20 protein-coding genes and 4 tRNA genes are annotated in these 23,783 nt (G+C 57.0%); 2 read left to right on the top strand and 22 right to left on the bottom strand.

The genetic code is table 11. From position 1 onward, the window contains the following. From purB to DDT56_RS12370, 4 genes are all read right to left on the bottom strand, one after another. Entirely contained in the window at positions 1 to 1,365 is a 1,365-nt protein-coding gene (gene purB / locus DDT56_RS12385) for an adenylosuccinate lyase (protein WP_136166751.1), read from the bottom strand. A 108-nt stretch (positions 1,366 to 1,473) separates the two neighbouring features. After that, positions 1,474 to 2,445 carry a LysR family transcriptional regulator gene (locus DDT56_RS12380; protein ID WP_136166750.1) on the bottom strand — a complete coding sequence of 324 codons (972 nt, stop codon included), beginning with the start codon at positions 2,443 to 2,445 and terminating at the stop codon, positions 1,474 to 1,476. Positions 2,446 to 2,741: 296 nt separating this feature from the next. Further along, a complete protein-coding gene (locus tag DDT56_RS12375; RefSeq protein WP_136166749.1) occupies positions 2,742 to 3,935 on the bottom strand; it encodes an MFS transporter in 1,194 nt (397 codons plus the stop codon). After that, positions 3,932 to 4,675 (bottom strand): HAD family hydrolase, encoded by a 744-nt coding sequence (locus tag DDT56_RS12370; protein ID WP_136166748.1) that lies wholly within the window; start codon positions 4,673 to 4,675, stop codon positions 3,932 to 3,934. Before DDT56_RS12370 ends, DDT56_RS12375 begins: the two co-directional genes overlap by 4 nt. Positions 4,676 to 4,811: 136 nt before the next feature. On the opposite strand from DDT56_RS12370, the gene DDT56_RS12365 reads away from it, so the two are divergent. Next, the gene (locus tag DDT56_RS12365) at positions 4,812 to 5,678 is read left to right on the top strand and encodes a LysR family transcriptional regulator (protein ID WP_136166747.1); all 867 of its coding nucleotides are present in this window, start codon (positions 4,812 to 4,814) and stop codon (positions 5,676 to 5,678) included. A gap of 123 nt (positions 5,679 to 5,801) precedes the next feature. Here the strand turns inward: DDT56_RS12365 and DDT56_RS12360 are convergent. The 18 genes from DDT56_RS12360 to trxA form a co-directional block, all read right to left on the bottom strand. Beyond that, a tRNA-Pro gene (locus tag DDT56_RS12360) sits at positions 5,802 to 5,878 on the bottom strand. 38 nt (positions 5,879 to 5,916) lie between these two features. Further along, positions 5,917 to 6,003, bottom strand: a tRNA-Leu gene (locus DDT56_RS12355). Positions 6,004 to 6,025: 22 nt separating this feature from the next. After that, positions 6,026 to 6,101, bottom strand: a tRNA-His gene (locus DDT56_RS12350). An 82-nt stretch (positions 6,102 to 6,183) separates the two neighbouring features. Next, a tRNA-Arg gene (locus DDT56_RS12345) sits at positions 6,184 to 6,260 on the bottom strand. A 139-nt stretch (positions 6,261 to 6,399) separates the two neighbouring features. Continuing rightward, on the bottom strand, positions 6,400 to 7,791 hold the full coding sequence (gene thrP, locus DDT56_RS12340) for a bifunctional threonine/serine APC transporter ThrP (RefSeq protein WP_136166746.1): 1,392 nt from the start codon (positions 7,789 to 7,791) through the stop codon (positions 6,400 to 6,402). Between the two features lie 293 nt (positions 7,792 to 8,084). Next, positions 8,085 to 8,825 carry a lipopolysaccharide N-acetylmannosaminouronosyltransferase gene (gene wecG, locus DDT56_RS12335; RefSeq protein WP_136166745.1) on the bottom strand — a complete coding sequence of 247 codons (741 nt, stop codon included), beginning with the start codon at positions 8,823 to 8,825 and terminating at the stop codon, positions 8,085 to 8,087. A gap of 10 nt (positions 8,826 to 8,835) precedes the next feature. After that, positions 8,836 to 10,215, bottom strand: a complete 1,380-nt coding sequence (gene wzyE, locus DDT56_RS12330; protein WP_136166744.1) for an ECA oligosaccharide polymerase — start codon at positions 10,213 to 10,215, stop codon at positions 8,836 to 8,838. Further along, complete coding sequence (locus tag DDT56_RS12325) at positions 10,212 to 11,300, bottom strand: TDP-N-acetylfucosamine:lipid II N-acetylfucosaminyltransferase (RefSeq protein ID WP_136166743.1); 1,089 nt, start codon at positions 11,298 to 11,300, stop codon at positions 10,212 to 10,214. The genes wzyE and DDT56_RS12325 overlap by 4 nt, the downstream gene beginning before the upstream one ends. Next, the gene (gene wzxE / locus DDT56_RS12320) at positions 11,297 to 12,547 is read right to left on the bottom strand and encodes a lipid III flippase WzxE (RefSeq protein ID WP_136166742.1); all 1,251 of its coding nucleotides are present in this window, start codon (positions 12,545 to 12,547) and stop codon (positions 11,297 to 11,299) included. Before wzxE ends, DDT56_RS12325 begins: the two co-directional genes overlap by 4 nt. Before the next feature lies 1 nt (position 12,548). Further along, entirely contained in the window at positions 12,549 to 13,679 is a 1,131-nt protein-coding gene (gene rffA, locus DDT56_RS12315; protein ID WP_136166741.1) for a dTDP-4-amino-4,6-dideoxygalactose transaminase, read from the bottom strand. A 4-nt stretch (positions 13,680 to 13,683) separates the two neighbouring features. Then, on the bottom strand, positions 13,684 to 14,427 hold the full coding sequence (rffC, locus tag DDT56_RS12310) for a dTDP-4-amino-4,6-dideoxy-D-galactose acyltransferase (RefSeq protein ID WP_136166740.1): 744 nt from the start codon (positions 14,425 to 14,427) through the stop codon (positions 13,684 to 13,686). A gap of 39 nt (positions 14,428 to 14,466) precedes the next feature. Continuing rightward, the gene (gene rffG, locus DDT56_RS12305; protein WP_136166739.1) at positions 14,467 to 15,534 is read right to left on the bottom strand and encodes a dTDP-glucose 4,6-dehydratase; all 1,068 of its coding nucleotides are present in this window, start codon (positions 15,532 to 15,534) and stop codon (positions 14,467 to 14,469) included. After that, positions 15,531 to 16,793: a UDP-N-acetyl-D-mannosamine dehydrogenase gene (gene wecC / locus DDT56_RS12300; protein WP_136166738.1), complete on the bottom strand. Its 1,263-nt coding sequence runs from the start codon at positions 16,791 to 16,793 to the stop codon at positions 15,531 to 15,533. Before wecC ends, rffG begins: the two co-directional genes overlap by 4 nt. Further along, positions 16,790 to 17,932, bottom strand: a complete 1,143-nt coding sequence (gene wecB / locus DDT56_RS12295; protein WP_136166737.1) for a non-hydrolyzing UDP-N-acetylglucosamine 2-epimerase — start codon at positions 17,930 to 17,932, stop codon at positions 16,790 to 16,792. The genes wecC and wecB overlap by 4 nt, the downstream gene beginning before the upstream one ends. A gap of 67 nt (positions 17,933 to 17,999) precedes the next feature. Next, complete coding sequence (wzzE, locus tag DDT56_RS12290) at positions 18,000 to 19,046, bottom strand: ECA polysaccharide chain length modulation protein (protein WP_136166736.1); 1,047 nt, start codon at positions 19,044 to 19,046, stop codon at positions 18,000 to 18,002. A gap of 21 nt (positions 19,047 to 19,067) precedes the next feature. Further along, positions 19,068 to 20,150, bottom strand: a complete 1,083-nt coding sequence (gene wecA / locus DDT56_RS12285; RefSeq protein WP_168197618.1) for a UDP-N-acetylglucosamine--undecaprenyl-phosphate N-acetylglucosaminephosphotransferase — start codon at positions 20,148 to 20,150, stop codon at positions 19,068 to 19,070. A 230-nt stretch (positions 20,151 to 20,380) separates the two neighbouring features. Continuing rightward, positions 20,381 to 21,640 (bottom strand): transcription termination factor Rho, encoded by a 1,260-nt coding sequence (gene rho, locus DDT56_RS12280; protein WP_009111025.1) that lies wholly within the window; start codon positions 21,638 to 21,640, stop codon positions 20,381 to 20,383. A 407-nt stretch (positions 21,641 to 22,047) separates the two neighbouring features. Continuing rightward, positions 22,048 to 22,374 (bottom strand): thioredoxin TrxA, encoded by a 327-nt coding sequence (gene trxA / locus DDT56_RS12275; protein ID WP_009111024.1) that lies wholly within the window; start codon positions 22,372 to 22,374, stop codon positions 22,048 to 22,050. 118 nt (positions 22,375 to 22,492) lie between these two features. On the opposite strand from trxA, the gene rhlB reads away from it, so the two are divergent. Then, complete coding sequence (gene rhlB / locus DDT56_RS12270; RefSeq protein WP_136166734.1) at positions 22,493 to 23,782, top strand: ATP-dependent RNA helicase RhlB; 1,290 nt, start codon at positions 22,493 to 22,495, stop codon at positions 23,780 to 23,782. The last annotated feature ends 1 nt before the right edge of the window (position 23,783 follow it).

Genomic DNA, 23,783 nt, shown 5'->3' with positions numbered 1-23,783 from the left:
TTACGCCGGCAACAGGCCCGAATTATCCGCAAAGCGGATAACCTCATCCACTTTCTGCGGCGCGCTGCCCAGATAGTTGGCCGGGTTCAGCCAGTCATCCAGCTCGGCGGAGGTCAGCTGCGCGGACAGCGCCGGGTGTTCCAGCAATACCGATTTGAATGACTGGTTCTGCTCGAATGCCTGCATGGAACACTCGTAAACCAGCTGGTGCGCGGTCTGTTTGCCCAGGCGCTTGCCAATTTCAAACATCACTTTTTCGGACAGCAACAAACCGTTTTGCTGCTCCAGATTGGCCCGCATCCGCTCTTCGTTCACCGACATGCCGCGCAGGATACCCAGCGCATTCTGCAACTGGGCGGACAGATAGATATTGATTTCCGGCAGGGCGATCCATTCCGCGCGCCAGCTCATCGCATCGCGCTCATGTTCCACTTTCATCGATTCATGGATCAGCGCCGCGCTTTTGAACACCGGCGCCGTCAAACTCGCCAGGCCTTCAATCGCCGCCGGATTACGCTTGTGCGGCATGGTCGTCGAACCGATCTTGCCTGCCGAAAAAGGCTCTTCGATCTCGTTGATTTCCGTGCGCATCAGGTTATACAGCTCGTTACCGATCTTGCCCAGCGTGCCGCTGATCAGCACCACGACGGAGGCATATTCGGAAAAACGATCGCGGGCGGACTGCCAGCTGATGTTAGGGGTGTTCAAGCCCAGCTTATCCAGCGTCAGGCGCTCGATTTCCGGGCCTTTCTCGCCAAAGGAGGCATAGGTGCCGATAGCGCCGTTGATATTGCCCACCAGTACCCGCGCCTTAATTTCGCTCAGGCGCTCAAGATGACGGATAAACTCATCCAGCCACACCGCCAGCTTAAAACCGAAGGTGGTGGGCAGGGCCTGCATGCCGTGAGTGCGGCCGGTTATCAGCGTGTATTGATACTTTTTCGCCAGACGTTTCAGCTCCAGGGCCAGCAGCTGGGCGTCTCTGACCACAATGTCGAATGACTGTTTTAGCTGCAATACGGTGGCGGTATCGACAATATCCTGCGTGGTGACGCCATAGTGGATAAATTCGCCCGCCGCGCCGCACTGTTTCTGGATCGCGGCGAGGGTCGGCATCAGCGAGTGCTTCATGCGCGCCGCATCCTGGGCGATATCTTCCACGTTCAGCGCGCCGGCGTCCGCTTTTTCGGCTATCGTTTGGGCCGCTTCCTGCGGAATAACGCCCAGTTCCCCTTCGGCCAGCGCCAGGGCGACTTCCACCGCAACCTGTTTGGTCAGGCGATTATGTTCCGACCATACGCCGCGCATTTCGGGCGTGCCAAAGTTATTCCCTATAAGAAGAAAATCAATAAGATGTGATGCCATAAATTACTCGTTTGGATTTATCAGGCGGGATTTAGATTTACATCGTCTTTTTAATGGCGATGATTATCACATATGGCAAGGGTGCGCTTTATACCTTCGGGATCTATTTTAGAGCGGAAAGTTTGTTTGGCGCTGGGAGCCAGCGGGACAGGCATCCAACTCAAATATATTTCTTTCGCGATCGGTATCGATAATCGTGTCGACCATCAACTGCGCCAGCGGCGGCAGGGGCTTGTTCATCGGGGAAATAATGCCGAAGTGGGTACGCATTTTCGCCCATTCCGGCGGGACTTCCGTCAGGTTGATGCCGACCAGTCCGTGGCTTTTTTGTAACATCAGGAAAGTATCCTCACTGACGAAGCTGATGGCGTTGCTGTGGCGCAGTACGCCGAACAGCGAGCAAATATAATCGCACTGAATATGCGGAGTGAAGTCCGGCTGCTGGCTCAGCGCCGCCAGCACCTTGCGTATGCCTGTCGGCAGGTAAGGGGCGGCGAAAGGATAGCTCAGCAGTTGGGCGGGCGTCACGCTATCCTGCCCGGCCAACGGATGCGTTTGGTGACAGACGAAAAAACAGCGCTGACTGCGCAGCGGCTGCACCCGCAGTTCGGGGTTGATCTCCGCCTGCCAGATATCGGCGACGAAAAAGGAAAATTCATCCGCTATCAGCCGCTGATGCAGCGATTGCCAGTTATCGACGCTATAGGCTATCCGCACGCCGGGACGCTGGCGGTGAAAGTTTGCCAGCGCCTGCGGAATCAGCATGGAAGAAGGAGCGGGGCCGCAGCCAAAAAACAGATGTCCTCCCTGCTCGTCGCTCATATGACGCATGTCTTTAAGCAGCTCGCCGGATAATTCCTGCATGCGCCGCGCCAGGGGAAGCAATCTTTCCCCTTGCCAGGTCAGCGCAAACTGTTTGCTCTGCCGCTCTATCAACTGACAGCCCACGGCCTGTTCCAGCGCTTGAATACTGCGGCTAAAAGCCGATTGCGACAAATAGACCGCATCCGCCGCCTGCACAAAACTCTTCTGCTCCACCAGCGCCAGAAAGTTACGCAGTTGCCGTAGATCCAGATGCATACTTCCTCCGAAAACAGCCGGTACAAGGGGAACCGCTCTCCCTCATCCAATAGCGTCGCAAACGCGCTCATCGCCTCGCTACGCGAAACTATTCGGTTATATGTTTACGGGAACGCGACGCGGCCAGACAATGATTGAATGGTTATAGCTTATAACTAACGGGGAAGCCCTGTAACCGGGGACTCATAAGCAGATAAGGAAAACATGACTGGCAGCAAAAACAACAGGTCATGATAACTTGCCGTTTTTCCATTTTTCACCGCCCCTGTCCGAACATCTAATAGCTTCTATCGCTCTCAATCTTTTACTGCGACAGACCCCGATTGCTGAGGGTCTATCTCCCGCGGCTTGAGTTCCGCGCCGCGTACCAATGGCGCCAGCAAAAATATCGCGCCCAGCATTAGCGACATCACTATGTACACATTGGAAAAACCGGTGATCTGAGCAAAGTATCCAATCGGCGCAGGGGCCATCAATGTGCCTAAATAGCCTATGGTGGTGGCGATACTCATACCGGTGCTGGCAGCAATGCCCGGCTGATTGCCTGCGGCTGAAAAAGCGATCGGGACAATATTGGCGATCCCGATCCCTGCCAATGCGAAGGCGATAATCGCCTGCCACGGGCTGGTCGCCAACGCGGCGCTCAAAATACCGATCGCAGCTAACAGGCTTGATAGACGTATAATACGTACCGCTCCGTAACGGTTACGCACCGCGTCACCCAAGAAGCGCAGCGCCGACATGGTAGCGGCGAACAGAGCGAAGGCGAGACTGGCCGTCTCAACGCTGGCGTTCATGTCTTTCAAAAGATACCGCGAAGACCAGTCGACGACCGCGCACTCCGGAATCATGCCAAATAGCGCAATGAGTCCTATAAGGTAAATATTAGGTGAACGAGGCAGGCGCATCGGCTGTTTAAATTCTGTTTTCGGCGCAGGATCATCTTTGAGAACGAAAGGACAAGTAACAGCGATAAGTACCGCCGCCGTCGCGCTTGTCAGAAAGATATGCCCGAGAAATCCGCCATGCTTAACGGCGTAACCACCTATCGAACCAGCCACAAACAGACCGATGCTCCAGGAGCAGTGTGAGAAGGAGAGTATTGCCCGAGACAGGGCTTTCTCCACCGCCACCGCATTGGCGTTCATGGCGACATTCATCGAACCGATCGTGGCGCCGAGGGCAAACAGGGCAATCACCAATAGCGGAATGTTTGGAGCAAGCCCGAGCGGCAGTAGCGCCACTGACGTTGCGCCAGCAAAAATCCGCACAATGCGCTGCGAACCGAACTTGACCATCAACATGCCGGATACCGGCATCATGATCAGCGCGCCCAGCCCAAATGTCAGGATAAGATGACCTATCATTCCGTCTGTTGCCCCGAATCGCGGGACGAGCTGCGCTATCTGCACGGCCCAGCCGCCGGTCACAAAACCGTTGACGAAAAACAGTACGGCAACAGCCCATCGCCCCTTTTGCGCCTGTTTCATGAGGAATGGCCTTTCCGCGCAGGCTGCCTTTCGCGATGCGCCGATAATCGTTCCACGATCACCCGGCGCCCCGGGCAGAAAGAGAGGACTGAGCTGTCCGCATCCTTGGTCAGCACTTTCACATCCCGGAAGTCAGGGATAATGAGTTTTGCGCCAAAAGGCATAAGGTCTTCATCGCCGACGCCGACGCAATAAGCGCCGGCGGCGACGGCGGAGGTCACTCCGCTCTTGGCATCTTCGAAAACGACGGTTTTACCGGCGGGAATGCCCAGACGCTGCGCCGCGAGGAGATAGGGGTCGGGGTACGGCTTACCGCGGGTCACATCATCTCGCTCGACGATCACCGAGATGTACGGCTGCGCCTGGAGCAATGCTATGACGCGATCTATCTTCAGGCGCCAGCCGCTGGTCACGATACCGACCGAGATCCCGGCCTCACCCAGGGAAGCGATGAGCTGCGCCACGCCCGGAATGGGATCACAGTCGGCGGTATTTTCGACATGGATAATGTGCGCCTGAACCTTCTTCTGGTCGGAAAGCGGTAAATCACTGAATAAAGCGCGGATAGTATGCGGCCCGGGATGACCGTGAATGTGCTTATGAATGTCTTCGTCGGTGATCTGGCGCCCGTACATCTGGGCGGCTTCGCGCCACGCTTGTTCAATGAGGGTTCTGGAATCGATCAGAACACCGTCCATATCAAACAAGACCGCCGCTAACTTCTCTACGGATTCACTCATTTCTCTCTCTCCATCAGACAATAGCGCTACGCTTGATACAGGCTGCAGCGACGACCACCGGAAACTGACGACAATTTCACCAGCAGAGAGCTAAACTGTATAATTCCAATTTATATGGATTTGATAAACGGCAGGAATGGATATGAAACTGTTGCGGGCATTTGTAACATTGGCTGAGCAGGGGAGCTACCATGCCGCTGCGGAAACCCTGTACCTGACGCAACCCGCATTGACAAAGCAGATCCAGACACTGGAGCATCTGACCGGAGTAAGCCTTTTTCATCGCGGTCGTCATGGCGCGAAGCTGACGGTTACCGGAAAGCTGCTTTATTCCAGGTCCAGCGAATTATTGCAACATTACGATGAGTTTCTGGAATATGCGCGCAGAGTACAGAAAGGGAATGTGGGTAAGCTGGCGCTTGGGTTCGGCATATCGTCATTTCAGCTTGCCCCTGCATGGGTAAATATTTTTCGTGAACAGCTCCCGGATGTGGAAGTATCCCTGAACGACATTCCTTCCAACGTACAGTGTCAAATGTTGCTGGAGGGGCAACTTCAGGCCGGATTTATCCGTCTGCCGGCGACTGAGCCGCTGGAGGCCAAGGCGCTGATGGAAGAAAAACTGGTCCTGGCCGTCCCATCGGGCGTTCAAGTAGATCCGGCGAATATCCAGCCTGTACTTGAAACGCATCCGCTACTGCAAATCAGCCCGCACCGCGGGCGCGGCCTGGCCGACCAAGCGCTCCGTTTTCTCAAAGAGAATAACCTCAGCGCCAGACCGGCATCTGCTGCGGACGATATTCACACCCTACTGGCATTGATCGCGGCGGGAAACGGCGTGGCATTGCTGCCCGCGGGCGTCAGCCACTTTCAACCGACCGGCGTGACGCTGGTGCAGCCTGAAGGGAAGCACACCGGATGGCGGATTGGGATTGCATGGAATCCCAAAATACAGGATGCGCTGCGGGATAAATTTTTACAGATGGTGACAGCGATAAAGTGAGGCAAACCAACGGGTCTCGCCCCGCCTGATGGAAACAAAAAAACAGCAAGTCATGACAACTTGCTGTTTTTTTTGTTCTGGCAGCCTTGTCCGCACGGCTATGGACAAAACCTTTAAATAAGCTGGTCGGCGAGAGAGGATTCGAACCTCCGACCCACTGGTCCCAAACCAGTTGCGCTACCAAGCTGCGCTACTCGCCGAATATACTGCTTAAGCATTGCGGATGCTTTCGTCTGTGTGGTGCGAAGAGAGGGACTTGAACCCTCACGTCCGTTAAGACACTAACACCTGAAGCTAGCGCGTCTACCAATTCCGCCACCTTCGCATAACTCACAAACGTTTAAATCTGGGGTGGCTAATGGGACTCGAACCCACGACAACTGGAATCACAATCCAGGGCTCTACCAACTGAGCTATAGCCACCATATACCACACTGTTACTGCTTTTGACGGGTACTTTCTTTACGGGGTAAATGTACCACCGCAGCTCTTGCACACAATTTAATGGTACGCCCGACAGGATTCGAACCTGAGACCTCTGCCTCCGGAGGGCAGCGCTCTATCCAGCTGAGCTACGGGCGCATAGCGCCGTTGCGGGAGGGGATACTACGTATTTAACCGGTGCCTGTCTAGTGCTTTTTTATCGAAATGATGCGTTTGCTTATGCTTTGCTCATTTCGCGTTAAATTACGTACAAAACCGCTCTCCCCTCCGCTAATCGCTACATTTTAGCCGCTATCGACGCCTGTTTTTTACCCAAACCCAGCACCCGATAGCAGAGGCTGACAAAGGCCAGAAACGCCATGCCGACCAGCAGCGACATCCGCGTATCGACGTTGATATACATGCCCACCAGCACGCAGCATAAAAACGCCATGGTCAGGTAGTTCACCCAGGGGAACAGCACCGACTTGAACGGATGCGCCGCCAGCGCCGCGCGGTGCTGTTCGCGAAAGCGCAGTTGGCTTATCAACACCACGAACCAAGGGATCATGCCGGGCAGCACGCTGGCGCTGTAGACATAAACAAACACCTTCTCGGGATTGGGGATGATGTAGTTAAGCAGCGACCCCGCTATCAGGCAGAGAATGGAGATGGTGACGCCGGCCGCGGGCACCCCACCGGCGGTGACTTTCCCCAGCCATGCGGGCAGTTGGCGATTGTTGGCCAGCGAATAGAGCATCCGCCCGCAGCTGTACATTCCGCTGTTGCAGCCGGACAGCGCCGCCGTCAGCACCACAAAGTTGATGATTCCCGCCGCGGCGGTAATGCCGATTTTGGCGAAGGTCAGCACGAACGGGCTGCCGGCGGTGCCGATTTCATTCCAAGGGAAGATGGTGACGATAACGAAGATCGCCCCGACGTAGAAAATCAGGATGCGCCACAAGATATTGTTGATGGCGCGTTTCAGCGTCACCTGCGGGTTTTTCGCTTCCCCGGCGGTGATCCCCACCAGCTCGACGCCCTGATAAGACGCCACCACCAGACACAGGGCGAACAGCAGCCCTTTCCAGCCGCCGGCCAGGAAGCCGCCGTGCGCCGTCAGATTGGAAAATCCGGTGGCCTGGCCGTGGTTGCCAAAACCAAAGAAAATCACCCCCAGCCCGACGACGATCATCACAATAATGGTGGTGATTTTAATCATCGCGAACCAGAATTCGATTTCGCCGTACAGCCGCACCGCCGCCAGATTGGCGCCCGCCACCAGCGCCACCGCGGCTATCGCCGGTATCCACTGCGGCAGCTCGGGGAACCAGTACTGCACGTAGACGCCGATGGCGGTGATTTCCGAAATCCCCACCGCCATCCACATAAACCAATAGCCCCAGGCGGTCAGGTAGCCAAAAAAGGGATTCATATACTTATGGGCGTAGACGGCAAACGACCCCGCCACCGGCTCCAGATACAGCATTTCGCCCATTGAGCGCATAATAAAGAAAACAAATATCCCGGCGGTAATATAGGCCAGCAGCACCGACGGGCCGGCCCACTTCAGCGCGCTGGCGGCCCCCATAAACAGTCCGACGCCAATGGTGCCGCCCAGCGCGATCAGCTCGATATGCCTGGCCTCTAATCCCCTGTGGAGCTTGTCCTTTTTTACATCTTCCGCCATAAATCCTCTGTCATTAATACATTGATTATATCCGGGCGATTACCGGTTCTTATCGTTATTGCCCGCCTGATTCACCCTACGCTTAGTGCGCCATCGGTTAAATCAGCGGCCGTGAAGATACAACAATGCGGGCGGGAATAACACCGTGCCATCCCGATCCGCGGAAGGGGAATATGGTTCAGCATTTGTCAGCCATTGGCAAACGGGTCGTTAAAACGGAATAGAAATAATAAAATATTTTTTATGCTCAGGATAAGGCGCGAGCGAAACCCCGTCGCGCCCAATAAGCGTGGCTACAGACGTCCGCTATAATGATAAGCGAGATATTTCAACAATTTGAGCTGACGGGTAATACGGCTTGGCTGCGCCAGCAGGCGGTAAAGCCACTCCAAACCCAAATTCTGCCAGGCGAGCGGCGCGCGCTTCACATGGCCGGTAAACACATCATAGGTGCCGCCGACGCCCATATAGAGCGCATCCGGGTAATACTGACGGCAGTCGCGCATCAGCATCTCCTGCCGCGGCGATCCCATCGCCACCGTCACTATTTGCGCGCCGCTGGCGCGAATACGCTGAAACAGCGCCTCACGCTGGTCGGGCGCGAAATAACCGTCCTGACTGCCGACGACGTTCACCCGCCACTGCGTCCGCAGTTTGGCTTCCGTCTGCGCCAGGACCTCAGGCCGGCCGCCGACCAGAAACACCGGCGAGCCCTCTTTGCCCGCCCGCTGCATCAGCGCTTCCCATAAATCCGCCCCGGCGATGCGGGTCACCTCGGCATGGGGATATTTGCGGCGGATGGAGCGCACGATACTGATGCCGTCGGCGTATTTATATTCCGCCTGGTCCAGCAGCGTCCGCAGGGCGCTATCCCGCTCGGCGGTCAACACTTTTTCGGCGTTGACCGCCACCAGCGTTCCCGTTTTAGGCCGCTCGCCGGTAAACAGGTAATCAACAAACTGCGCCATATGGCGGAATCCGTGAATGGATAAACCGCGAATGGAATAGATGGGGATCGTCTCTTGTTCTGCCATGTTAAATCCTTTACGGCACGTCGTGCGTGGGGGCCGCGGGGGCGGACGGCGCCGCTGCGGGCCGGGGGCGTAATAAGCGCTGCCTGATCAATCCGGCGCTTTCCAGCAGCCAGTAGAGTAATTTCGCCATCAACAGGCACAGGCCGAAGATCAGGCAGAAAAACACCACGCGGGAGACAAAGGCATCAACCCCTTCGCGCGCCAGCACGATGATATTGAACACCGCGCCGAAGCAGAACGCCTGTAAAATCGCCGCCTTGTAGCGGTTGGCATCGTTTTTCCCCAGCTCATACACCCAGTCGAACCATTTGATAATCAAGCCGACGGCGATGGCGCCCAGTGGAATAAACAGCACGCCGCCCATAATCACCAGCGAACCCAATAACGTGGGGGATATCGCCAGCCCGGAGTGGTTATTCAGCACTTCCCAAGTGAAATAGTTGGCGCTGTTCAACACCAGATTGGGGCGGTCGGGCCACAGCCAGGAAGGAATAAACACGTAGAAATCACGCACTATCGGCGCTAATCCCTGGAACTCGATTTTATCGTAGTTCTGCAACAGCAGCGCCAGGTTCTCCCAGGGGGAAAAGGTGTCGCGGGTCAGATAGAGAAAAGTATACAGCGCCTCGTCGCCGCTAACATCCATCCCGTAGCGCTTAAGCGCCAGCCAGAACATGCCCACCACGCCGAACACGCCGGCGGCGGCCAGCATCCACAGGGAGATCCAGCCGCGTACGATGCCGATAAACAGGAACAGGGCAAACGCGATGATCACATTCGCCCGGGTGCCGCCGACGATGACATAGGTCAGCATGCCGAACGCCACCGTGCCGATAAGAAACAGCAGCCAGGCGCGCGGCGTCTGCCGCAGAAAATAGACCACCAGCATGGCGGGAATAAAGAAATAGAAGAAGCGCTTCAGCGCCACGCCGGACACTTCGCTGGAAAAAATCTGGCTGTAAGAGCGCAGCTTAAACAGCAAAAAGCCGTTGTTGAGGAAAAACAGGCCCACCGTGGCCGCCGCTATCAGCGCCAGCAGGATCCAGGTCAGATTGGTTTCCACCCGATTCATGGTAAACAGCGGCGGGCGGGTCGATAGCGTTTTCGGGCGCAGGCGGGTTTTATAGCTGACGTAATAGATGGCGTAAAACGCCGTGGAAGCGAGCAGCGCCTGGAGCAGATACTCCACCGGAACCACCTCGACGCCAAAGCGAAACGCCAGCAGACAGGTAAACGGAAAACCGAAATAGAACGTCAGTAGATAAAGAAGAGAAAACAACACGTTAAAATTAAAACGGACGCGCCGGAACTCCTGCCAGGTCAGCGTCAGAATAAAAATGATCGCCATCAGGTAAACCACGAACAGGCCACCAAACTCTCCCAGCGTCATGTCGGTTCTCCCGCCGCCAGCGTCAGCGCCTGCCGCCAGCCTTGCAGATAATTGGGGTTAAAGAAAGCGATCTGCCGCTTATCAACCGAGGCCAGCTGACGCTGCGCCTCGCGCACCAGCGCTTCATCCAGGCTATCGCCATAAAACAGCACCGGCAGATGCTGCTCCGTCAAATCCCGCCAGAAAGGATTTCGCCGGCTAATCACAAAGGGTACGCCGAATTGAATCAATAAACACAGCGTGCCGATGCCCTGCTGGCGGTCAAAAATAAAGTAGCCCAAGTCGCAGGTGCGCAGCATGTTCAGGTAATCCTCAAACCGCAGTTGCTCTTTCAGCAACTGGAAGTTTTTGACGCCGAACAGCGCCAGCCCTTCCTTCTCTACCTGCGCGATATAGCGTCCGTTATCGGCGGGATAGCCCATCGGCACGATCACCCGCACGCCGGCGCCGAACTGCTGATGGATGGCCCGCAGCGCTTCCTGATGACGGTTGGTGCGATCGCCGGAGTTGCCGACCAGAATGGTCAGCTGCCCCGCCAGCGGTTTATCCGCCTCGACCGCGGTCAGCGCCGGATCCATCCGCGTCGGGAAATAGAGCAGCGACGCCGGCACCCGGGGATGCCGCTGTTGATAATATGTCAGATCGCCGCGCGTGGCGAACACATGTCCGATGCGGTTTTGCGCCACGCGGCGCAGCAGATAAAACAGACGATACCGCAGGCTGCTCGCCTCTTCATACAGGTCCGCCCCCCAGATATGCCAGTACGCCTGCGACGGCCTGATTTTACCGCTCAATAACGCCAGCCACAGCGTGGGGTTAAACTGGCCGTGGAAGAAGAAACGCGTGCGGCGATCCGCTTTGGCCTGGGCGATCACCGCCTGGGCCAGCGTTTTTTTATCGGCGTGGGTCGTAATATTCAGCGCGGGAAAATCCGCCGCCGGCAGGGGATCGCGGGCGGCCACCATAAAACGGCCGACCTGGGGGGCGGGCAGCTCCGCGGCCAGCGTGTCGTTAAAGAAACGCAGAACCGTGCGGTTATGATGCGGGATATCGGATCCCAGGACATGGATCAGTGTCGTCGTCATGCTCGCCTACGGTAAATAATGAATACGCTACAACAAAGCAAAAAATAGACCAGGTAGGTCGCCATATACGCCTGCGCGGCGCCCAGCGCGCCGTTGACCGGGATCAGCCAGTGGGCGAACCCGGTAAGCAGCAGAAACTGGCTGACCTCGGTGAGCAGGTAAAAACGCAGCGCCGCCTTGGCGATCACCAGATAACCAAAAACGTAAGCGCCCACTTTCATCACATCGCCCACCAATTGCCAGGCGAACAGGTCTCTCATCGCGGTAAACTGGCTGGAGAACAGCAGCCAGATGGCAAGGTCGCGCAGCAGCCAGACGCCAAAGCTGACCGCGGCCACCACCGGAAGCACGAACTTCAGCGAACGGACGATCTCCTGCGCCAGCAACGTCTTATCCATCAGCCGGGAGAGCGTCGGCAACAGGTAAACGGTGAACGACGCGGTGATAAATTGCAGATAGGCATCCGAAATAGTGCTGACCCCCTGCCAGATGCCGACATCGTCCCAGCCGTAATGCGCCGCCAGCAGGTTGCGCATCATGATATAGGCCACCGGCAGCGTGACCGCCGTCATCAGCGCCATCAGGGTGAATTTGCCCAGATGCCCGGCCATCGCCTTATCCCAGGCCGGTTTTAGCCACGCCAACGTGAGCGGCGTGCGCCGCAGCATCAGCCAGCCGGCCGGCAGCGCCGCCAGCGCGGGCACCAGCGCCAGCCCAGCCAGCGCGCCGCGGTATCCGCCCAGGGTAAAGCACAGCCAATAGGCCGCCAGACCGATCAGGCTGCCGCCGATGACGGCCAGCGCATTGCCGACGGCATCGCGGTAGCCTTTCAGGATCGCCAGAAAAAGGTTGGCGTAGGCGATAGCCATCTGGATCAGCGCCAGCGCGCGGATCACCTCGCGATATTCGTCATGGCCGAACAGCGCATGGGCGATCGGCGCGGCGGCCAGGACGAATACCGCCGCCAGCAGCGTGGAAAACCCCAGCACCAGAGCAACCGAGGTGCCCAGCAGCGGCCGCAGCCGATCCGGCTGCTGCTGATATTCCGCGACATACTTGGTGACGCCGTTAAAAATACCCGCCCCGGACAGGACGCCCAATACGGTGATCAACTGCCGGAAATTGCCCGCCTGCCCCACGCCGGCGGGACCGAACGCCACCGCCAGCAGTTTGACCACCACCAGCCCGGCGCCGATTTTTATCAGCGTGGAGCCGGCCGTCCAGATCGATGCTTTCGCCAGCGACATATCAGGAGAAGAAACTCAGAATGGCGTTGATGACCGTTCGCTGATTGACGTCAGGCAGGTTATAGAACAGCGGCAGGCGCACCAGACGCTCGCTTTCCGCCGTGGTGTAGCGATCTTCGCCGCTGAAACGGCCGAAGTTCTGCCCGGCGGGGCAGCTGTGCAGCGGAATATAATGAAAGACGGTCAGGATCTCGGCCTCTTTCATATAACGGATAAACGCGGCGCGATCTTCAGCATCGCGCAGTTTGATATAAAACATATGCGCATTGTGGACGCAGTGCGCCGGCACCGTCGGCAGGGTGATGCGCCCCGCGTCCGCCAGCGGCTGGAAAGCCGAATAATAGTTCTGCCACAGGCGCAGGCGGCGTTCATTAATCGGCGCGGCCGCTTCCAGCTGCGCCCACAGATAGGCGGCCTGAATGTCGGCCATCAAATAGCTGGAGCCGATATCGCGCCAGGTGTATTTATCCACCTGCCCGCGGAAAAACTGGCTGCGGTTGGTGCCTTTTTCACGCACGATCTCCGCCCGGTCAATCAGCCGCGGGTCGTTAATCAGCGTCGCCCCGCCCTCGCCGCCGGAGGTGTAATTTTTGGTTTCATGGAAACTGAAACAGCCGATATGGCCGATGGACCCCAGCGCCCGCCCCTTGTAGCGGGACATCATCCCCTGCGCGGCGTCTTCCACCACAAACAGATCGTACTGCTTCGCCAGCGCCATGATGACGTCCATCTCGCAGGCCACGCCGGCATAGTGCACCGGCACGATAATCCGGGTCTTATCGGTGATCGCCGCTTCGATTTTGGTTTCATCGATATTCATGGTGTCGGGACGGATATCGACAAACACCACTTTCGCCCCGCGCAGCACAAAGGCGTTGGCGGTAGAGACAAAGGTGTAGCTCGGCATAATGACTTCGTCGCCGGGTTTGATATCCAGCAAAATCGCCGCCATCTCCAGAGACGCGGTGCAGGAGGGGGTCAGCAACACTTTTTTACTGCCGGAATAGTGTTCCAGCCACTGCTGGCAACGGCGGGTAAAGCCGCCGTCGCCGCACAGCTTGCCGCTGCTCATGGCGGCCTGCATATAGTCGAGTTCGGTACCCACAATCGGTGGCGCATTAAACGGAATCATTTGATCACCTGTATAACCAATAGGCCGTGCTCATAATTCTGGCACCGCGACGAAGATAAAGACGGAGAGCCGCCACGTTGCCTGCCTGCGTCGCGACCCATAAGCGTTGTATTCCCTGCCGCCGGCACCAGGTTTCCGCGGCCGACATCAGCTGCGTGCCTATGCCGCGGGCGGCGGCGCCCGGCCAGACGGCCAGCAGACCGATGCGGGCTTCGCCGGCGTTCAACCGGCGCAGCGTCACCCAGCCTTGCGGCTCCCCGGCCGCGTTCTCCAGCAGCAGACACTGGTGATCGAAGACGCCCAGCACGGCGTTTTCCACCCACTGCGCATAAAAACGCCCACTGTCTTCGGGCCGATACCAGGGGGCGCGAAAACGGCTCAGGGCGAAAACCTGGGCCGCCGCCGCCCGCAGCGCCGGGATATCGGCGCTCTCCGCGACCCGCGGACGAGAAGGCTCCTCCGCGGTCGGAAGCGCCTCCAGTTCCAGGCAGAGATCGACCTCCCCCTCAACCAGGCGGAAACCGCAATCCGCCAGGGCGTCGGCCAGTCGCATATTATCCGCCGGTATCTTGGCCTGCGTCAGCGCGTAGGCGTTCAGCGCATCCGCCGTCAACAACGGCGCCGACGGCGAGAAATCAAGTTTGCCGCTGTTCAGGTTGAAAAAACGGCTTTCCCAGCTTAGCGGCTCAATATGGGCGTGGATGCGCGCCGGCGACGGTTCGCCCGCGGAAAGCGCTATCTCTGTCATACCTGCTCCTGTTCGGCGCGTTCGCCCAGGCGAACGGCCTCAGCGGTTCAGACCCAGGCGCTCGCCGGTGTAGGATCCATCCTGTACGCTGCGCCACCATGCTTCATTATCCAGATACCAGCGCACGGTTTTCCGCATCCCGCTTTCAAAGGTTTCTTCCGGGCGCCAGCCCAATTCACGCTCGATTTTTCCGGCATCGATGGCGTAACGCATATCGTGACCGGGGCGATCTTTGACGTAGGTGATCAAGTCGCGATAGCGCTGCACGCCGGCCGGCTTATTCGGCGTCAGCTCTTCCAGCAAATCGCAGATGGTCTGCACCACTTCAATGTTTTTACGCTCGTTGTGGCCGCCGATATTATAGGTTTCCCCGACGACGCCCTGCGTCGCCACCTTATACAGCGCCCGGGCGTGATCCTCGACGAACAGCCAGTCGCGAATCTGCGCCCCGTCGCCATACACCGGCAGCGGTTTACCCGCCACGGCGTTCAGAATCACCAGCGGGATCAGTTTTTCGGGGAAGTGATAGGGGCCGTAGTTATTGGAACAGTTGGTGATGATGGTCGGCAGCCCGTAGGTGCGCAGCCAGGCGCGCACCAGATGATCGCTCGACGCCTTTGACGCCGAATAAGGGCTGCTGGGCGCATAGGGCGTCGTTTCGGTGAACAGATCGTCGGTGCCGTGCAGATCGCCGAACACTTCATCGGTGGAAATATGGTGAAAGCGGAACGCCGCTTGTTCCACGGGCGCCAGGCTTTGCCAGTAATGGCGGGCGGCCTCCAGCAGCGCGTAAGTGCCGACGATATTGGTTTCAATAAACGCCGCCGGGCCGTCGATGGAGCGGTCGACGTGACTTTCCGCCGCCAGATGCATCACCAGCGCCGGCTGATACTCGGCGAACAGCCGATCCAGCGCCGGGCGATCGCCGATATCCACCTGTTCAAAGGCGAAACGGTCGCTGTCGGCGACCGGCGCCAGGGAGGCGAGATTACCGGCATAGGTGAGCTTATCCACCACCACCACGCTGTCCGGCGTCTCGGTAAGAATATGCCGGACCAGGGCCGAACCGATAAATCCGGCGCCGCCGGTGATCAAAATACGTTTCAACGCCACACTCCTTTGGTATCAATAACCCAATTTTGTTTAATATCATCGGGGCTGATTGCCCGGAACTGACGGTGGTCGACCAGCATGACCAGCACATCCGCCTGTTGCAGCGCGGTGTCGGTATCGACCAACGTCACCGGCCCCGCCAGGGCGGCCGGCAGCTGTCTGACGTTCGGCTCCACCACCAGGGTGGCGCCCGCGTTCCACTGGGCGATCATCGCCGTAATTTCCACCGCCGGACTTTCCCGCAAATCGTCGATATCCGGCTTGAACGCCAGGCCGAAACAGGCCACCGTCACGTCGCTGGCGCGTTTATCGCTCTGCGCCAGAAAATCCGCCACCGCCGTTTTCACCCGATCGACAACCCACAGCGGCTTGCCGTCATTCACCAGCCTGGCGGTATGAATCAACCGCGCCTGTTGCGGGTTCTGCGCCACGATAAACCAGGGGTCCACCGCGATGCAGTGTCCGCCGACGCCGGGGCCGGGTTGCAGAATATTGACGCGGGGATGGCGGTTTGCCAATCGGATAAGTTCCCATACGTTGATATTTTGTTCCGCGCAGATCAGCGACAGCTCATTGGCGAAGGCGATGTTAACGTCACGGAAACTGTTTTCCGTCAGTTTGCACATTTCGGCCGTGCGGGCGTTAGTAACCACACACTCACCTTCCAGAAAGATCTTGTACAGTTCGCTGGCTAGCGCCGAGCATGCCGGGGTCATGCCGCCGATGACCCGATCGTTTTTAATCAGCTCCACCATCACCTGTCCGGGCAGCACGCGCTCCGGGCAGTAGGCGATATGAATATCGGCGGCCTCGCCCGACTGCTGCGGAAAGGTTAAATCAGGGCGCGCCTGCGCCAGCCACTCCGCCATTTGCTCGGTGGCGCCCACCGGCGACGTCGACTCCAGAATAACCAGATCGCCCGGTTTCAGCACCGGCGCGATGGACTCCGCCGCCGCCTGCACATAGGCCATATCCGGCTCATGATCGCCCTTGAAGGGCGTGGGAACCGCAATCAGAAACGCGTCCGCCGCCGCCGGCCTGGTCAACGCCTGCAGGTAGCCGTTTTCCACGGCGTTTTTTACCAGCGCGGCCAAATCCGGCTCGACGATGTGAATTTCACCACGGTTAATGGTCTCTACCGCCTGCCGGTTTACATCGATGCCGATCACTTTTTTCCTGCGGGAAGCGAACGCCGCCGCCGTCGGTAAACCGATATAACCCAGCCCGATAATGGAAATCGTGTCAAAACTCATAGCGTCACCCGATGGTTTTCCTGATAGTTCTTGAGCGCGTCAATAATACGCCGGCAGGCATGGCCGTCGCCATAAGGGTTATGCGCCCGGCTCATGGCCTGATATTCATTGTCGTCGGTCAGCAGCTGCGAAACGGTATCGACGATTTTCACCACGTCCGTGCCCACCAGCTTGACCGTGCCGGCTTCAACGGCTTCGGGCCGCTCGGTGGCGTCGCGCATCACCAGCACCGGCTTGCCCAGCGACGGCGCCTCTTCCTGAATGCCGCCGGAGTCCGTCAGGATAAGATAGGAACGATTCATCAGATAAACAAAGGGCAGGTAATCCTGCGGCGCAATCAGCATCACGTTGCCGATGCCGCTCAGAATGCGGTTCACCGGCTCGCCGACGTTGGGGTTAAGATGGACCGGATAGACAATCTGCGCTTCCGGATGCCGCCGGGCGATATCCGCCAGCGCGCCGCATATGCGCTCGAAACCGCCGCCGAAGCTTTCGCGCCGGTGCCCGGTAACCAGAATCAGTTTTTTGCCGGCGTCGAGGAAAGCGTATTTTTCATCCAGTCGGCGGCGCAGATCCTCGTTATTGACGATGCAATCCCGCACCCAGAATAAGGCGTCGATCACCGTATTCCCGGTGACGAAAATCTGCCGATCCGACAGGTGCTCGCGCAGCAGATTTTGACGGGAATTTTCCGTCGGCGCGAAATGGAGCATCGCCAGATGTCCGGTCAGCTTACGGTTGGCCTCTTCCGGCCAGGGCGAATAAAGATTGCCGGTGCGCAGCCCAGCTTCCACATGTCCGACCGGAATACGTTGATAGAAAGCGGCCAGACTGGTGGTCAACGTGGTGGTGGTATCGCCATGAACCAGCACCAGGTCCGGCTTGAACTCCGCCATCACCGGTTCAAGGCCGGCCAGAATCCGGCAGGATATCTCGCTGAGAGACTGGCCCGGACGCATGATATCCAGGTCATAGTCAGGGGTAATACTGAATAGACGCAACACCTGATCAAGCATCTCCCGATGCTGGGCCGTTACGCAAATTCTTGATTCAAAGGCTTCATCCTGAGCCAGGGCATGAACCAGCGGGGCCATCTTGATGGCCTCCGGCCGGGTGCCGAAAACAGTCAACACTTTCACAGTGAATCTCTTTAATCAGGTTAGACGCAGACTTACGCTGCGAATCGGACGCTAATCAACAGGCTGATTAGCGTGAACGGCGAACCAGAGCGACTCCCGCGCCCACCAACGCACCGATAGCCCCCCACATCACCATCAGGAAAGCCCGGCGCGGACTATCGCGTTTTACCGGCTCTTCCGGCGTACGCAAATAACGGTAAGTCTGGAAATTGTCGTCAAGCGTCGGCCCGACATTCAGGGTGGCCAGCATGGCGCGGTTCTGATCGTAATCGAGATCGTAGTGCGGCCCGCTGGCCTGCAACGACTCCAGACGCGCCTGCAGCATCGGCCTGCCCAGTAAAAACATCTCCGACGCCGGCAGTTCATCCGCCGGCGTATCGGTCTGGCTGCGGCTGATACCCTGCTGCTGGGCGATTTTCAGCGCCCGTTCGACGCTGCGAACATCGCGTTCGTAAATGGCCTTGGCCACCGCTTCCTGGCGTTTGATCTGCGATTTCATAAAGATGGTTCTGGCGGCCCATGCGCCGTTAATCTCCTCGTTCAGATGGACGGCCGCATGCCGGCTGGCAAACGTAACATACTGACGCAGCAATGTATTGGCGTCAGCCGAGGTTTCCGCCACCAGCTTTACGCTGTCGTTGGTTTTCTTGCCATCGTCGCGCGGCGTAAACTGAATATTGTTCACCAGCTCATCCAGCAGGGCGGCGTCGGCTTTGGCATCCCCCTCCTGACGCTGTTTATAATAGTCGGTCTGCAGCCAGAAATCGCGGCGGGTATCGTAAGCCGCTAATTGCATGATGAATTCATCGTAAGCCGCCGAAGAGATGGAGGGCTGCTCAGGCTGCGGCGTAGCGAAAGATTTGGCATCCAGGTTACGCAGAAACTGCTGCTGCGAGTAGTATCCGCCCAACATGTTGACCGTCGGCTTATCGGTAATCGCCGTCGCGCTCCATTGCGGCGTGACCAGGTAGGAATAGAGTAGCGCGCTAACGCTAAACAACAGGGCAATAGACAGGATGCCGAGCCTCCCACGCCACAGCGTGCGGAATAACCCGCGGATATCCAGCTCATTATCAACTAACGCATTGCCGGTGGAGCGATTCTCTGATTTCATTACTTCCCCAAAATTATTTGGTCAAGACGACTGCTTCTGTTCATCGGCGTGCCGCATGCGACGCTTGATTCGCTTCACGAAGCGGGCGACGCGCCACGCGCGTTTCAGGCAGTAGCCATACAGCAAGAATGCAAGCAAGAACAATGCCAACATAACCCATTCAGGAACAAAAGAGAGATATTCCCCCAACACGCCGATGGCGGCCAGCAGCCCCGCCGCCAGCGTAATCAGGACAAAAGCCTGCCGGGAAGTAAACCCCGCCCGCATCATTATATGGTGGATATGCTGGCGATCGGCCGAAAACGGACTCATCCCTTTACGCAGGCGGCGATACATGATGGCAATCATATCAATCAGCGGAATGGCGATAATCCACAATGCGGTGACCGGATTGACGGGATGCTGCTGTCCCTGGGTGGTCTGGATCAGGATCCAGATAGCCGTAAAGCCGATCATGGTACTCCCGGCATCCCCCATGAAAACCTTATAGCGCTTACCGAAAACGCCCAGATTAAGCAGGATGTAAGGCAGGGTGGCGGCGATCATGGCGAAACACCACAGCGCCAGATTGGCATGGCCGCTGTGGTACAGCAGTATGCCCAGCGCGCCAAATGAAACGCTGGACAGTCCGCCCAGCAGCCCGTCGATGCCATCCACCATATTGAAGGCGTTGATGGCGGCCCAGACGGAAAACAGCGTCACCAGATAACCAAAGGGCCCCAGCTCCATTTGCCATGGACCGAAAATATGACCGAGATTATGCAAAGAGAGGCCGGCGAACGCCATCATGATAACCGCCACGAGCGCCTGGACGACCGCACGGATTTTCACGCTGATATCATAGCGATCGTCCAGCGCGCCGATAAACACCAGCACGCCGGCGCAAAGCAGGTAGAGGCGGAAATTGGGGATATATTGATCGGTGATCAGGTAGGTAAAGCAAATCCCGGCGTACACCGAGATACCGCCGACAAGCGGGACCAGTCCCTGATGCCGTTTACGGTAATTGGGGCGATCGACAAAGCCTATTTTTCTCGCGACCTGGCGAGCAATCAACAGGAAGCCCAGAGAAAACAGAAAAATGATTAATAATTCGATACTCATCGTGAGTAAATTCACCGTTCACAGCTTCTGGCCGCGCCGTGGCTGCTAATATACGCTCGGTTTACGCCTTGAGTCCCGTCGTCCTTCCGGTATATACCAGCTGTCTAGCGGACGGCATAGCATACAAGAACGCTATATTTATAAGATTAACGCGCTGCATAACCATGTTGGACGCACAAATATAAAAAACGCCACGACCCAGCGTGGCGTTCCCCGAGTTCATCCGTGATTTATGAACGCTTCATCATATCGAAGAATTCATCGTTGGTTTTGGTCATCGCCAACTTGTTAATCAGGAACTCCATCGCGTCAATCTCACCCATGGGGTGGATAATTTTACGCAAAATCCACATCTTCTGCAGTTCTTCAGACGTGGTAAGCAACTCTTCTTTACGCGTACCGGAACGATTGTAGTCGATGGCCGGGAAAACGCGTTTTTCAGCGATCTTACGCGCCAGGTGCAGTTCCATGTTGCCGGTGCCCTTGAACTCTTCGTAAATCACTTCGTCCATCTTGGAACCGGTATCCACCAGCGCTGTGGCAATAATAGTCAAACTACCGCCTTCTTCAACGTTACGCGCCGCGCCGAAGAAACGTTTGGGACGATGCAGGGCGTTGGCGTCCACACCGCCGGTCAGCACCTTGCCCGACGCCGGCACCACGGTGTTGTAGGCGCGCGCCAGACGGGTGATGGAGTCCAGCAGAATGATGACGTCTTTTTTATGCTCGACCAGACGCTTCGCTTTTTCGATCACCATTTCGGCGACCTGAACGTGACGGGAAGCCGGCTCGTCAAAGGTAGAGGCAATCACTTCGCCTTTCACCAGACGCTGCATTTCGGTCACTTCTTCCGGACGTTCGTCAATCAGCAGCACCATCAGCACGCAGTCGGGATGATTATAGGCGATGCTTTGCGCAATGTTCTGCAGCAGCATGGTTTTACCGGCTTTCGGCGGCGCCACGATCAGTCCGCGCTGGCCGCGGCCGATGGGGGATGCCAGATCCAGCACGCGGGCGGTCAAGTCTTCGGTCGAGCCGTTGCCGCGCTCCATACGCAGGCGGGAGTTCGCATGCAGAGGGGTAAGGTTTTCAAACAGGATCTTGTTGCGGGCGTTTTCAGGCTTATCGTAGTTGACTTCGTTGACCTTCAGCAGCGCAAAGTAGCGTTCGCCTTCTTTCGGCGGGCGGATCTTGCCGGAAATGGTATCACCGGTGCGAAGGTTGAAACGGCGAATCTGGCTGGGGGAAACGTAGATATCATCAGGACCGGCGAGGTAGGAGCTGTCTCCTGAGCGGAGGAAACCAAATCCGTCCTGCAATATTTCCAGCACGCCGTCGCCGAAAATATCTTCGCCGCTTTTAGCGTGCTGTTTCAGAATGGCGAAGATAATGTCCTGTTTGCGCATGCGGGCCAGGTTTTCCAGCCCCATATTTTCGCCAAGAGTAATTAACTCGGAAACTGGCGTATTCTTTAATTCGGTAAGATTCATAGTGGTGGGTTCTTAAACTCGGGGTAAATCTCGAACTAGTAACGTGAATGGTATGGCAGGATCATCCGTGCCTCTATAACGGCCTTCAATCGCTGAGTACCTGTTTTGTTTCACATTTAAGGGGCGCAGGATCTGCACAAAACGACGGCAAGAGATCGAAGACACATAAAACCAATTATTTTAAAACTATTAGATTGCCCAAATCGGATGACGAACATTTTTGTAAATCAATGACTTTCCGATTTTGACACAGAGTAATGCTTTAGACTCAAACTTTCAGGCTTAAGCTTAAGGGCTTAAACATAGGTAAGTACGATATGCAGTGTTGACGAATCTAGCACGCTTCACGACGGGCGGCAAGCGGTCAATATGAGAATTGCTCATTGGCCGATTGCCCCCATGGAGATTTACAGATTAGCGGTCAGGAACTCTTTCAGTTGCCCCTTGGACAAGGCGCCGACTTTGGTCGCCGCGACTTCGCCGTTCTTGAACAGCAGCAACGTGGGAATGCCGCGGATGCCGTATTTCGGCGCGGTGGCCGGGTTCTCGTCGATATTGAGTTTGGCGACGGTCAATTTACCGTCGAACTCCTCGGCGATCTCATTCAGAATAGGAGCGATCATTTTACAGGGACCACACCACTCAGCCCAGAAATCAACCAGGGTTACGCCCTCAGCCTGCAATACTTCCGTATCGAAACTGCCGTCAGTCAGGTGAATAATTTTATCGCTCATGTTTTACTCCACAGGATTATCTCAACCTTGTTGGTGTAGATTAACCAACAATAAGGTTGACTTTATTTCACTGGATACGCTTTCGTAAAGCAATAGTTAGCTGATATTCTACCACACTATGAGCAAAACACACTTAACCGAACAGAAGTTTTCCGACTTCGCCCTGCACCCGCAGGTTATAGAAGCTCTTGAAAGTAAAGGGTTTCATAACTGTACGCCGATTCAGGCGTTAACGTTACCCCTGGCTTTGTCAGGGCGTGATGTCGCGGGTCAGGCGCAAACCGGTACCGGCAAGACGCTGGCTTTTCTGGCGTCTACTTTCCATTATCTGCTTTCACACCCCGCCAACGCGGAGCGTCAAACCAATCAGCCGCGGGCGTTGATCATGGCGCCGACCCGTGAATTAGCCGTACAGATTCACGCCGACGCGGAAGCGCTTTCCCGTCTGACCGGCTTAAAACTCGGTCTCGCCTATGGCGGCGACGGCTACGATAAACAACTCAAGGTGCTGGAAAGCGGCGTCGATATTCTGGTTGGCACCACCGGTCGCCTGATCGACTACGCCAAACAGAACCATATTAATCTGGGCGCCATCCAGGTCGTCATTCTCGATGAAGCCGACCGCATGTACGACCTCGGCTTTATCAAGGACATTCGCTGGCTGTTCCGCCGCATGCCGCCCGTTACCCAGCGCCTGAACATGCTTTTCTCCGCCACGCTCTCCTACCGCGTGCGCGAACTGGCTTTCGAACAGATGAACAATGCGGAATACGTGGAAGTCGAACCGGACCAGAAAACCGGCCACCGCATCACCGAAGAGCTGTTTTATCCGTCCAATGAAGAAAAAATGCGCCTGCTGCAAACGCTTCTTGAGGAAGAGTGGCCGGATCGCTGCATCATTTTCGCCAATACCAAACACCGCTGCGAAGATATCTGGGGTCATTTGGCCGCCGACGGCCACCGCGTCGGCCTGTTGACCGGCGACGTGGCGCAGAAAAAACGCCTGCGCATTCTGGATGATTTCACCAATGGCAATCTGGACATTCTGGTCGCCACCGACGTCGCGGCGCGCGGCCTGCACATTCCGCTGGTGACCCACGTCTTCAACTACGATCTGCCGGATGATTGCGAAGACTACGTTCACCGTATCGGCCGCACCGGCCGCGCCGGCGAAAGCGGCTTCTCCATCAGCCTGGCCTGCGAGGAATATGCGCTGAACCTGCCGGCCATTGAAACCTATATCGGCCATGGCATTCCGGTCAGTAAATACAACAGCGACGCGCTGCTTAACGATTTGCCGGCGCCGAAGCGTTTAACGCGGCCGCCGCGCTCCAATAGCGGCCCGCGCAGGCACAACGCGCCGCGCCGCAGCGGGGCGCCGCGCAATACTCGCAAACGGCCGGGTTGAT

It is taken from the genome of Brenneria corticis (genome assembly GCF_003115855.1).
Lineage (GTDB): Bacteria > Pseudomonadota > Gammaproteobacteria > Enterobacterales > Enterobacteriaceae > Brenneria > Brenneria corticis.
This window is presented reverse-complemented; position numbering and strand designations above follow the sequence as displayed.

Coding starts and splice junctions, on each gene's coding strand:
- DDT56_RS12380 (WP_136166750.1), bottom strand. CDS start 2,445: ATGCATCTGGATCTACGGCAACTGCGTAACTTTCTGGCGCTGGTGGAG.
- DDT56_RS12365 (WP_136166747.1), top strand. CDS start 4,812: ATGGATATGAAACTGTTGCGGGCATTTGTAACATTGGCTGAGCAGGGG.
- thrP (WP_136166746.1), bottom strand. CDS start 7,791: ATGGCGGAAGATGTAAAAAAGGACAAGCTCCACAGGGGATTAGAGGCC.
- DDT56_RS12370 (WP_136166748.1), bottom strand. CDS start 4,675: ATGAGTGAATCCGTAGAGAAGTTAGCGGCGGTCTTGTTTGATATGGAC.
- rffC (WP_136166740.1), bottom strand. CDS start 14,427: ATGACAGAGATAGCGCTTTCCGCGGGCGAACCGTCGCCGGCGCGCATC.
- DDT56_RS12325 (WP_136166743.1), bottom strand. CDS start 11,300: ATGACGACGACACTGATCCATGTCCTGGGATCCGATATCCCGCATCAT.
- wecA (WP_168197618.1), bottom strand. CDS start 20,150: ATGAGTATCGAATTATTAATCATTTTTCTGTTTTCTCTGGGCTTCCTG.
- rffA (WP_136166741.1), bottom strand. CDS start 13,679: ATGATTCCGTTTAATGCGCCACCGATTGTGGGTACCGAACTCGACTAT.
- purB (WP_136166751.1), bottom strand. CDS start 1,365: ATGGCATCACATCTTATTGATTTTCTTCTTATAGGGAATAACTTTGGC.
- rhlB (WP_136166734.1), top strand. CDS start 22,493: ATGAGCAAAACACACTTAACCGAACAGAAGTTTTCCGACTTCGCCCTG.
- DDT56_RS12375 (WP_136166749.1), bottom strand. CDS start 3,935: ATGAAACAGGCGCAAAAGGGGCGATGGGCTGTTGCCGTACTGTTTTTC.
- wzzE (WP_136166736.1), bottom strand. CDS start 19,046: ATGAAATCAGAGAATCGCTCCACCGGCAATGCGTTAGTTGATAATGAG.
- wzyE (WP_136166744.1), bottom strand. CDS start 10,215: ATGACGCTGGGAGAGTTTGGTGGCCTGTTCGTGGTTTACCTGATGGCG.
- wecC (WP_136166738.1), bottom strand. CDS start 16,793: ATGAGTTTTGACACGATTTCCATTATCGGGCTGGGTTATATCGGTTTA.
- wecG (WP_136166745.1), bottom strand. CDS start 8,825: ATGGCAGAACAAGAGACGATCCCCATCTATTCCATTCGCGGTTTATCC.
- wzxE (WP_136166742.1), bottom strand. CDS start 12,547: ATGTCGCTGGCGAAAGCATCGATCTGGACGGCCGGCTCCACGCTGATA.
- trxA (WP_009111024.1), bottom strand. CDS start 22,374: ATGAGCGATAAAATTATTCACCTGACTGACGGCAGTTTCGATACGGAA.
- rho (WP_009111025.1), bottom strand. CDS start 21,640: ATGAATCTTACCGAATTAAAGAATACGCCAGTTTCCGAGTTAATTACT.